Here is a 9,498-nt window from a genome sequence, read left to right as displayed (position 1 = left end):
ATGTAAGGACGAACATGCGCAACCCTTCCCACTCGGACCCTGCTGAGGCCGCCGCGCTCTACCTCAGCGACCTGGACCATGAATCCCTGTATTCCAACGCCGAGTTGAGCCACGCGATAGCGGAGACGGTGGCCGCGTTCGGCGATCACGAGCAGGTGCTGGGCACCTATGCGGACGCACTGGCAAGCGGCGAAGCGGCCTCCCAGGAAGTGCGCCGGCGGCGGCGTTCCTGGGCGCTGCGCATGGCCGACGAAATCGCCCGCACTACGGCGCCGCGCGCCCGGCCTGGCGTGCCCCGGCCGGGCGACGTGACCGACGCGGTGCTGACGAGAAGGGCCTCATGACCATGGCCGGTGCGCCCCCGTCACCACCCCGCGAGCCCGTCGAAACGTATGCGTACGAGCAGATTCGCGCCACCGGCGAGTACCGGCAGCTGCGCCGGAGGCGCCGCTCGGTCTCGTTCACCGCCACCGCCGTCATCCTCACCGTCTACCTGGGCAATGTCCTGCTGGCCAACGAAGCGCGAGACCTCATGAGCTCCACAGTGGCCGGCCACACCACCGTGGGCCTCGCCCTGGGACTGGCCGTGTGCATGGCTGTACCCCTGGCGGCCTGGTGGTATCAGCGCCGCCTGGCAACCGACCTGGACCCCCTGGCCGACCAACTGGCCGCGGCCCTCAAGTACCTGAGAGGGCACCGTTGAACAGCACCCACGCGCTCACCTCGTCCGAGCAGCCCTATCCGGCGTTCGCCATCTTCGTGGTCTGCGTCGTCTGCGCCCTCCTGCTGTCCGTGTGGTTCAGCCCGCACCGGGACACGACGGAGGACTTCTTCATCAACAACCGCAGACTCACAGCGGCGCAGAGCGGACTCGCCATGTTCGGCGAGTACATCTCCGCCGCGGCACTGCTCGGGGTGCCCGGGTTGATCGCCCTGTCCGGGTACGACGGACTGCTCTACCTACTCGGGCCGATCATCGCCCTGACCATCATCCTCTTCCTGATCGCCGAACCGTTCCACACCTCAGGGCGATTCACCATCGCCGATGCGGTGGCGCGCCGGCTGCGACCACGTCCCGTGCACACGGCCCTGGGCATCTCCACGCTCGCGGCCTCCATGCTGTACCTCATCGCGCAACTGGTCGGAGCGGGGGCGCTGGCCGCTCCCATCCTGGGCCTCGCCGGCCCGGCAGCGCAGCGCGCGCTGGTCGCCTCCCTCGGCATCCTGATGATCCTCTACGTGGTGATCGGCGGCATGAAGGCAGCCACCGTGATGCAGTGCATCAAGGCCGTTGTCCTGCTGGCCGGCAGTGGCCTCCTGGCGATTCTGGTGCTCGCCGAATTCGGCTGGAATCCCGGCGCCCTGCTCACAGCGGCGACACGAATGAGCAGTGCGGGAGACGCACTTCTCCGGCCCGGTCTGCTCTTCAACGACGACCTGACCGGCCAACTCGACGTGTTCAGCCTTCAGTTGGCATTCGTCCTGGGCGCCGCATCCTTGCCCCATCTCCTCACCCGCCTGTGCGCGGTGCCGACAGCACGTACAGCGCGATCCTCCGTCCGCGGAGCGGCCGTCCTCACGTCCGTCTTCGGTCTGATCGTCGTCGTACTGGGCTTCGGCGCGACAGCCATACTGGGAAGCGACGCCATCCCGCACCCCGGTAACACGGCCACTCTGCTACTGGCCGAAGCCCTGGGCGGCCCACTCCTGCTCGCGATGCTGGCCTTCGTCGTATTCGCCACGATTCTGGCGGTGGTGTCCGGCGTCATGCTCGCCGCGGCGACGTCCCTCGCTCACGACATCTACCGTTCGACCATCAAGGCCGGCCGGACATCCGACAAACGGGAACTCTTCGTAGCCCGAAGCGCTGTGGTGCTGATCGGCGGCACGGCCATCACCATGTCCATGTACGTCCAGAACATCAACGCCTCGCTGCTGATCGGACTCTCCTTCGCGGTCGCGGCCTCCGCGAACCTGCCGACGCTTCTCTTCACGTTCTACTGGAAGGGGTTCACCGCGACCGGTGCCGCCTGGAGCGTCTACGGCGGACTGATCTCGTCACTCGGCCTGGCCGTCTTCTCGCCCGCCGTGTCCGGAAATCCAAGGGCCCTTCTGCCAACCGCGAACTTCGCCTACTTCCCACTGCAGAACCCCGGCCTCGTGTCCATCCCGCTCTCCTTCCTCCTCGGCTGGCTCGGATCGACCCTCGGCAGGGAGCGGGCAGACGAGATCAGTTACGCCGAATGGGAAGTCCGCACCCTGACCGACACCAAGGCGACCCGACCGGGTCACTGATCGCCTCCACCGAGCCGAGCGGTCATCGTGAGCACTGCTGTCTCCCTCACCTGGCCGGGGGCGGTATCGCGCAAGTGTCCATCAGTGGCACGTCGGCAAGTCTTCCTTCGCGTAGGCGACTTGGCTGTCAGTTGCTCGGCTCGCGCCGTTCCTCATGCCGAGGAGTGGTGCGTACCCGCGCGCCGCCGGTGCGCTCGGAGAGCCCGCGGGCTGGATCGAAATGGCTAAAACGGGTCTACGACGTGGGCGTTGCCCGCTGTGAAGCCTGTGTGCGGTCATCGCAGTGAGCTGGATCACTGAAGCCGATTTCGCGGTGATGTTCGGCGGTTGGCGCGCGCTGGAATGGTGGGGTCACCTCTGTGACAGGTGTGCCTCACGTGACTTTCTTCTGCGGCTCTTTGCCGGCCTTCTGTGGGGTGGATACGTCGTGAGTCGTCGTACGTCGCATGCGTAGAGACCGCTGAACCTGAAACGACGGGCGTGGCTGACGCTCGGTGCCGTGGTCCTGGGAGGCGGGGGCGTGGTGACGTACGCGGTCGCCAGCCCGTCCGGCGACCCCGGTGCGGCGGGCCGCGCCAAGCGGCCGGTGAAGGTCTACGACCTCGCGCTGAAGGGGTCCACGGGCGACCGGCGGGAGCTGCCGCGCACGGACACCGAGCAGTTCTCGCTGGTCGGCGTCTCCTGGACGGGCGCCGTCAAGCGACTCGACGGCACCGCGCAGGTGCGCACCCGCGCCCTGGAGAGCGGCGAGTGGAGCGCCTGGCAGGACCTCCGAAGTGAACATCGACCCTCCGGAGGACCGGGATGCGCGGCGCGTCCGAGCCGGCCAGCCAACGGCCAGTTACGGTCTGTTGCTGATCAGGTACCCGAGATAGCCTGTTCTGTGCCCTGTACGGCACAACCGGCGACACACGAGGGGGATCGTGGACGGGCGCGACGTGCGCGGGCACTACGAGGGGCTGGCTTCTGAATACGACGAGCACTGGGTCTACGGTCCGGACTACGTTCCCTGGATGTCCGGCAGGATCGCGGAGGTGCTGCGGCTTGTCCCCACGGACCGGATCGCCGACGTCGGCTCCGGTACCGGCCTGTTCGCCAGTGAAGTAGCCCGGCAGCTCCAGCCCCGTCATCCGATTCTGTGCGTTGACCCTTCCGAGGCGATGCTCGGCCAGCTCGGGACGCCGCCCCCGGCCGACCTGACGCCGATCGTTGCTTCCGCCGAGGACATCGCCGAGGCTCGTGCGCGCCTGCCGTACGAGCAGCTCGATGCGATGTGGTTGAAGGAGTCGGTGCATCACGTGGCCGATCCTGCGCACACGCTGCGCGGCCTGGCCGATCGGCTGGCGCCCGGAGGCCGGTTGCTGGTGGTGATGCTTCCGGCCACCATCCAGTACCCGCTGTTCGAGGCGGCCCTTGCGCGCTTCGAGGAGTTGCAGCCGGACCCGGCCCTCATTGAGGGACACCTGCGTGCTGCCGGGCTGGAAGCCGGCCTCAGCTACGTCGAGCATGAGCTGCGCATCGACCGGGACAAGTGCCTCGGCATGGTGCGTGCCCGCTACATGTCCCTGCTCTCCACCTTCAGCGACAGTGAGATCGAGAAGGGCATCGAGGAGATGCGGGCCGCTCATCCGGAGCCAGCCCTGGTGTTTCCGGACCGGTTCGCGTTTGTCCTCGGTCGGCGCGGTGGGGAGTCCGCGTGAGCGCCTTGGTCGATGAACGGCTGCGGCGCCTGCGGAGCGAACTCGACGATCACTCGCGGATCGCCGATCGTCTGGGGCTTGATCTGGAACGGCCGTTACGGTCCCTCAACGACGGCTATCCCGAGAACGCGGTCGCCCTGGTCGGGAAACTGACCGAGAAGCTCCTCAAGGAGCTGTGGCGTCATCACGGTGTCGAGGGTGACCCTTCGACGAAGGCCCTCAACGACCTGGTCAAGCGCTGCCGTCCGTACATCCGCAGCAGCACAGTCGTGGACGCGCTGGAGGACATTCGTCGGCTGCGCAACCGGTCCACGCACGACGGGTACGACATCAGTGACGAGGACGGGCTGCTGGCGGTCCGCAGGCTCGTGGACGTGCTGGTCTGGTTCACCAACACCGGGAGCGCGGCCCTGCTCGGGGGCGAGCCCCATGGTGCCCGAGGTGGCGCGCCGCTGCGAGTTCCTCGCCGGGCTGTACGTCACCCTCGGTTACCGGCAGGCGAAGGGGTTCGGGAGACGATTCACCCGGGTGAAGTCCTCTCCTCTCGGGATCAAGAACCCTGCCGAAGATGCGCGAGAACATCGGCGAGAGCCAGCTCGTACTGGTCCTTGTCCTTTTCCCAGTGCGCCATCACCGAGGCTGCTGCCTCGGCCATCTCGCTCGGGAGCTCTGCCTCCCTGAGCGTGTCAGCGACCTCCTGCATCTCGGGGCCCCATCGCCATGCTCGTGCGGCCACGCTGGGCAGGTACTCCGGATCCGAGAGGATCTGCGACGGCATCCTCCGCGCCTCCTCTGTGAGCAGGTCGGCGACACCGTGGGCATCAGCGAGGGCGTGCGAGACGCCGGCCAGGGTGCGGGCGGACTTCTGGAAGCCCGCGAACGATGCCTTGAGGGCTGCAGCAGAGCCAACGTGTCCGCCTGCGCTGCGCACTTCCACTGCAGATTCCTTGAACAGGGTGCGCATGAGTTCTGAGGCTCCGTCGTCACCGGCGACGTACAGTCGACACGACTGACCTGCCCTGGGTGGAGGACCGAAGATCGCCCCGTCAAGTACGACGGGGGCCGGGCGGATTTCGCTCGCAATTCGTTCCATGCGCTGTGGGCTGATCGCGTTGGGCAGACCATCACCGTGCCGGGCGCCGAGCGGGTCGACGTGCCCGCCGTCGACGACTCCGAACTGCCGCAGGAAGTGAAGACCGCGGCCCGTCTGCAGGAGGACCTCCGGGCCTGGGCGGAGAAGGAGCTGCTGCCCATGCGGATGCAGCAGGCCGAGCGGGTCGCCGTACGCGGTGGCGACACCGTAGCTCGCCGACGGCGGCTCGATGGACGTCCTCGATACGGCCGGACAGCTCGCCGAGCTTCGGCAGCGCACCGATCACCTCCTCGACCGGATCGCGGTCAACTCTCGTCTCACCTCGGCTGGGTTGGGACCCTCGACCCCACCGCTCTGCCATCCGGATACGACCTTGAACTGGCCCTCGGCCCCCTGGACTCCCTGATCGGGGAGATGCGGCTGGTCCGTGACCACAAGTACACGCTCCTGCTGAAGTTCGTCGCCCGCCTCCACCAGGCCGGACGCGTCTGGCCAGTGGGAGAACTCCCGGCCGCCCGGCTGGCGTTCAGTCCGCTCACACCCACCGACCAAGCGGCGGTGCTCGACCTGGTCGTCAAGGCCTACGCGGCCGGGGTCATCTCCCTGGAGACCGCGGTGCGGATGCTGATGGACGCCGGATTCCCCATTGACAGCGCAGCAACCGAGATCGACCTCATCCAGGCCCGCGCGTTCGACGCCGCCGCCCGCCTCGCCGACGCCACCGGAGACAACGCGGCCGTGCGCGAGTACCTCGGCCTTACTGAAGATGCCAGTGAGACCGGGCCCGCGCCCCTCATCCCCACACCACCCCTGGCCGACGCTGCACCAGTCGTGAACCCGGACGACGACACACTGGAGTGATCTGCTGCCCCGCCGTCGGGCCTGGGAGAGTCACGGCACCTGCTCGTGTACCAAGGAGAATCGCGGTGCGCTGCGACACTTCAGAGTGTCAAAGTGGGCGATGGGCACTAAGGAGACGGAGACGGGATGCTCGATTTTGACTCCTCCAGGGCTGTGGTCGGCCTGCCCGAACGGCAGAACCTGATCAAGGCTGTGCTGGGAGCTTCGCCCGCCGATGAGAAGCTGTGGTTGGAGTGGAAGTCGACGCTGGAGCTGAACAAGGCGGCTGGGCGTTTCACGGTGGCGAAGGCGATCTTGGGCTTCGCGAACCGGATGCCGGATGTCGCCTCCCAGTGGGCTGAGGGCCATGCCTATGTCTTGGTGGGCGTCGAACCCGGGAATCTTTGTGGCACCCCTGAGTTTGACCCTGCTGACCTGTTTCCCTGGTTGACCCAATACACGGGGGAGAGACTGCGCTTCGACGTCACGTATGTGCCGTTCGATGCCGGCGCGGGCACCCAGCAGGTGATGCTCGTCGACGTGGTATCGCCACAGTGGGGCGACCCCATCCACGCGCTGCAGAAGACGTACGACACCTTCCAGAGCGGCACGGTGTTTGTCCGGCTGCCCGGGAAGTCGATGCCTGCGCGGCCTGCCGACATCGACGCTCTGTCGGCGAGGCTGCTGCGGGGTGAGCGGCAGATGGACATTGAGCTTGCCCTGATGGACGGCGCCGTAGTGGATCTCTGGGTGAGCGAGTCCGAGTTGGAGGAGCTCTTGGAAGCGCGACGTCGGGAGCTGCTGGCGTCGCTGCCGCAGCCGCGAACACCGGCGCCACGGCGTGCCGATCGCCTGACCATCGGCGATCTTGCCGAGCTCGCTGGCTCGGGACAGCAGTTCTCGTTGGCCCGGGACATGCGAACCCCAGAGCAGTACCGAGCGGAGGTTGAGTTCTATATCAGCAACTGCCGTCAGCAGATACCTGCCGCCATGCAAGGCATGGAGGCACGTCGACATGCGCCTTTGCGATTCCAGCTGCAGAACCGCTCCGATTCCATGCTTCGCCAGGTAGAGGTCATCGCCAAGTTGGCACCCGCCTGCAAAGCCGTGCTGGCCACCTCACGAGACGCAGAGCGCACAGAGGTCCCGTGGCCGAAGCCACCGATTTCCTACGGCAAGAAGACTTACATGTCTGCGGTCGGGGGATTCTCAGACCGCTCGTTCAGCTTGCCAGGGTCGCGGTATATCAGACCATCCGTGCCTCCGACGCCAGAGCGACCGGGGATCCGCTCGACATCCGAGGCTCTCACGATCCGCTTCCCGGCTGTCGATCTCCGCCCTCGTACCCAAGTGCTACTGGACCCCATCACTCTGTACGGCCGCGATCTCCCCTCAGACGTCGCCCTACGGTGGACAGCCACCTGCACTAACCTCGACGGCGTCGTCGCCAAGGACCTCACTATTCCCGTCCGGTACACCACCGTCCCTCTCCGCGCGTGACGGCCTGTGGATAACTGCAACCGCGCCACCGTCCCAGCGGCGTGCTGGGTCGTACAGGCCTTCCCTGCGTGGGAGACGATGCGACTGATCGGGGCCCGCTGGAAGCGGGCCCCGATCAGCGTTCATGGTCAGTGGCCGTCGTCCGCGAACAGGTCCTTGCCCTTGTCCCAGAACCACTTGCCGAGCTTCGACCCGAAGCCCATCGCCGTCCCCCCACGGACCGTAAGAGCGACACGGCGGTCGGCGCAGCAGAACCACGGCCGACGACCGGCGTGAGTATCCCGCTCGCCTACGCCGACCTCGCCGGCGGGCCGCGCTGCCCGGCACGCCGGCGAGGGGGCCAAGACATGCAGGTCGTTCAGTCGCGGCCAGAGCCCGAGCCATAGAGTGCGGCGATGTCTTTGGACGTCGCCCACCGGCTGTAGGTGGGCGACTGGGGCCAGCCCTCGGGCGAGTCCTGCCATTCCTCCTGCCGTCCGTACGGCAGGAGGTCGATCAACGCGAAGCTGTGACTGAGCTGCTCGGTGCCCCGACCGTTGGTGTGCCAGGTGCGATAGACGGTGTCGCCATCGCGCAGGAACACGTTGACCGCGAATCCCCCGTCGGGCGGTGCGCCGACGTCGGCCCCGAATGAGCTGTTGGCCGTGGAGTACCACGTCATCCGGTTGCCGACCCGCTGCCTGTAGGCGAGTGCCTCCTTGATCGGGCCCTGGGTGACGATGACGAATCGCGCATCGTAGTTGTCCAGGAACTCCAGGCGGGTGTACTGCGAGGTGAACCCGGTGCAGCCCGGGCACTGCCATTCCTTGCCTGCGGACCACATGTGGTTGTAGACGATCAGTTGCCTCTTGCCTTCGAAGACGTCAGCGAGCCGAACGGGGCCGCCTTCGCCCTCGAGGGTGTAGTCGGGCATCTCGACCATCGGCAGGCGCCGACGCTCGGCGGCGATGGCGTCAAGCTCCCGCGTCGCGGCCTTCTCCCGGGCTCGCAGCGCCTGGAGTCGGCGCTCCCACGTTGCGGCGTCGACGACGGGTGGTAGTGCGTGGGTGGTCATAGTCCCCTCACAGAACTCGTGCGCAGCTTTGGCGTGTGCAGAGGCAGACCCCACCGGGCCCCGGAACTCATCGGTCGCCACCACCTCACAATGGGTCCCGTGGCCCATGTTCCGATCGCTCGTCATCTGCTGCGCGCCAGGGATCTCGCGGACGCCCGCTACGCCGAGGCACTCACCGTGGCCGACATGGCTGCGGCCGCCGCGCTGTCCCCTGCCCACTTCAGCCGCAGCTTCAAGGCCGTGTTCGGCGAATCGCCGCACCAGTACCTGCTGACCCGTCGCCTGGAGCGGGCCGCCGCCCTGCTGCTCGCGACCGACTGGACGGTGGCCGCAGTCGGCGTCGCCGTCGGTGTGCGCAGCATCGGTTCGTTCACGACGAGTTTCCGGAGGATGTACGGGATGACCCCGCAGGCGTACCGGGCGGCGCACCCGCCCGCCGCACGGCATGCGCGCATCCCCCGCTGTGTGGCGATGACCTACGGACGGCCACGGAACCGCACGTTTCGAGAAGACACGGCGTGGCCGGCTGCTTAGCGTCGATGCCGGCAACCGACCGAGGAGGGGCCATGACGACGATCGACATCGCCAATGCGCAGTTCTGGGTGCACGACCAGGATGCGGCGCTCGACTTCTACACCAAGAAGCTTGGGTGGGAGGTCCGGGCGGATGTGACGATGGAGGCATGGAGCTTCCGGTGGCTGTGCGTCGGCCCGCCCGGCGGGAACGGTCCGGCCCTGGTGCTGATGCCGGTACCGGGACCGCCGATGCTGGACGAGGCGAGCAGTGCCCAGCTGTCTGATCTGGTGGCCAAGGGTGCGGGCGGCACGCTGTTCCTGGAGACCGACGACTGCAAGGCCGCGTATGACGAGCTGTCCGCCCGTGGCGTCGAGTTCAACGACCCGCCGACCGCGCAGCCGTACGGTATCGACACGTCGTTCCGGGACCCGTCGGGCAACAACGTCCGGCTCACGCAGGTGCTGGAGTTCGATCCGGAACGGCACTGACCCGAATCCGCA

13 protein-coding genes are annotated in these 9,498 nt (G+C 67.2%); 9 read left to right on the top strand and 4 right to left on the bottom strand.

All coding sequences use genetic code 11. From position 1 onward, the window contains the following. The first annotated feature begins 14 nt into the window (after nt 1-14). From H4N64_RS25210 to H4N64_RS25190, 5 genes are all read left to right on the top strand, one after another. Nucleotides 15-344 (top strand): hypothetical protein, encoded by a 330-nt coding sequence (locus H4N64_RS25210; protein WP_186284682.1) that lies wholly within the window; start codon nt 15-17, stop codon nt 342-344. Beyond that, nucleotides 341-703 (top strand): DUF485 domain-containing protein, encoded by a 363-nt coding sequence (locus H4N64_RS25205; RefSeq protein WP_186284681.1) that lies wholly within the window; start codon nt 341-343, stop codon nt 701-703. Before H4N64_RS25210 ends, H4N64_RS25205 begins: the two co-directional genes overlap by 4 nt. Beyond that, a complete protein-coding gene (locus H4N64_RS25200) occupies nt 700-2,295 on the top strand; it encodes a solute symporter family protein (protein WP_186284680.1) in 1,596 nt (531 codons plus the stop codon). The genes H4N64_RS25205 and H4N64_RS25200 overlap by 4 nt, the downstream gene beginning before the upstream one ends. 499 nt (nt 2,296-2,794) lie before the next feature. Then, the gene (locus H4N64_RS45515; protein WP_260859963.1) at nt 2,795-3,265 is read left to right on the top strand and encodes a hypothetical protein; all 471 of its coding nucleotides are present in this window, start codon (nt 2,795-2,797) and stop codon (nt 3,263-3,265) included. Beyond that, the gene (locus H4N64_RS25190; RefSeq protein WP_186284679.1) at nt 3,219-3,995 is read left to right on the top strand and encodes a methyltransferase; all 777 of its coding nucleotides are present in this window, start codon (nt 3,219-3,221) and stop codon (nt 3,993-3,995) included. Before H4N64_RS45515 ends, H4N64_RS25190 begins: the two co-directional genes overlap by 47 nt. Nucleotides 3,996-4,090: 95 nt before the next feature. On the opposite strand, the gene H4N64_RS25185 is transcribed toward H4N64_RS25190, so the two are convergent. After that, a complete protein-coding gene (locus H4N64_RS25185) occupies nt 4,091-4,426 on the bottom strand; it encodes a hypothetical protein (protein ID WP_186284678.1) in 336 nt (111 codons plus the stop codon). Nucleotides 4,427-4,545: 119 nt separating this feature from the next. After that, on the bottom strand, nt 4,546-4,959 hold the full coding sequence (locus H4N64_RS25180) for a DUF1932 domain-containing protein (RefSeq protein WP_260859962.1): 414 nt from the start codon (nt 4,957-4,959) through the stop codon (nt 4,546-4,548). A gap of 165 nt (nt 4,960-5,124) precedes the next feature. On the opposite strand from H4N64_RS25180, the gene H4N64_RS25175 reads away from it, so the two are divergent. Further along, entirely contained in the window at nt 5,125-5,949 is an 825-nt protein-coding gene (locus H4N64_RS25175) for a hypothetical protein (RefSeq protein ID WP_186284676.1), read from the top strand. Between the two features lie 126 nt (nt 5,950-6,075). Then, on the top strand, nt 6,076-7,428 hold the full coding sequence (locus H4N64_RS25170) for an AlbA family DNA-binding domain-containing protein (protein ID WP_186284675.1): 1,353 nt from the start codon (nt 6,076-6,078) through the stop codon (nt 7,426-7,428). A 128-nt stretch (nt 7,429-7,556) separates the two neighbouring features. Here H4N64_RS25170 and H4N64_RS25165 read toward each other — a convergent pair whose 3' ends face one another. Next, a complete protein-coding gene (locus H4N64_RS25165; RefSeq protein ID WP_186284674.1) occupies nt 7,557-7,772 on the bottom strand; it encodes a hypothetical protein in 216 nt (71 codons plus the stop codon). Nucleotides 7,773-7,786: 14 nt separating this feature from the next. Further along, nucleotides 7,787-8,482, bottom strand: coding sequence for a DUF899 domain-containing protein (locus H4N64_RS25160; protein WP_186284673.1), 696 nt, complete (start codon nt 8,480-8,482; stop codon nt 7,787-7,789). Between the two features lie 90 nt (nt 8,483-8,572). Here H4N64_RS25160 and H4N64_RS25155 point away from each other — a divergent pair, with 90 nt between their 5' ends. Both H4N64_RS25155 and H4N64_RS25150 read left to right on the top strand, forming a co-directional pair. Then, a complete protein-coding gene (locus H4N64_RS25155) occupies nt 8,573-9,016 on the top strand; it encodes a helix-turn-helix domain-containing protein (protein ID WP_186284672.1) in 444 nt (147 codons plus the stop codon). A gap of 32 nt (nt 9,017-9,048) precedes the next feature. After that, the gene (locus H4N64_RS25150; RefSeq protein ID WP_186284671.1) at nt 9,049-9,486 is read left to right on the top strand and encodes a VOC family protein; all 438 of its coding nucleotides are present in this window, start codon (nt 9,049-9,051) and stop codon (nt 9,484-9,486) included. Nucleotides 9,487-9,498 lie beyond the last annotated feature (12 nt).

The organism is Streptomyces cupreus (assembly GCF_014257025.1).
Lineage (GTDB): Bacteria > Actinomycetota > Actinomycetes > Streptomycetales > Streptomycetaceae > Streptomyces > Streptomyces cupreus.
Note: the sequence above shows the minus strand (reverse complement) of the source record. Positions and strands in the feature narration are given on the sequence as shown.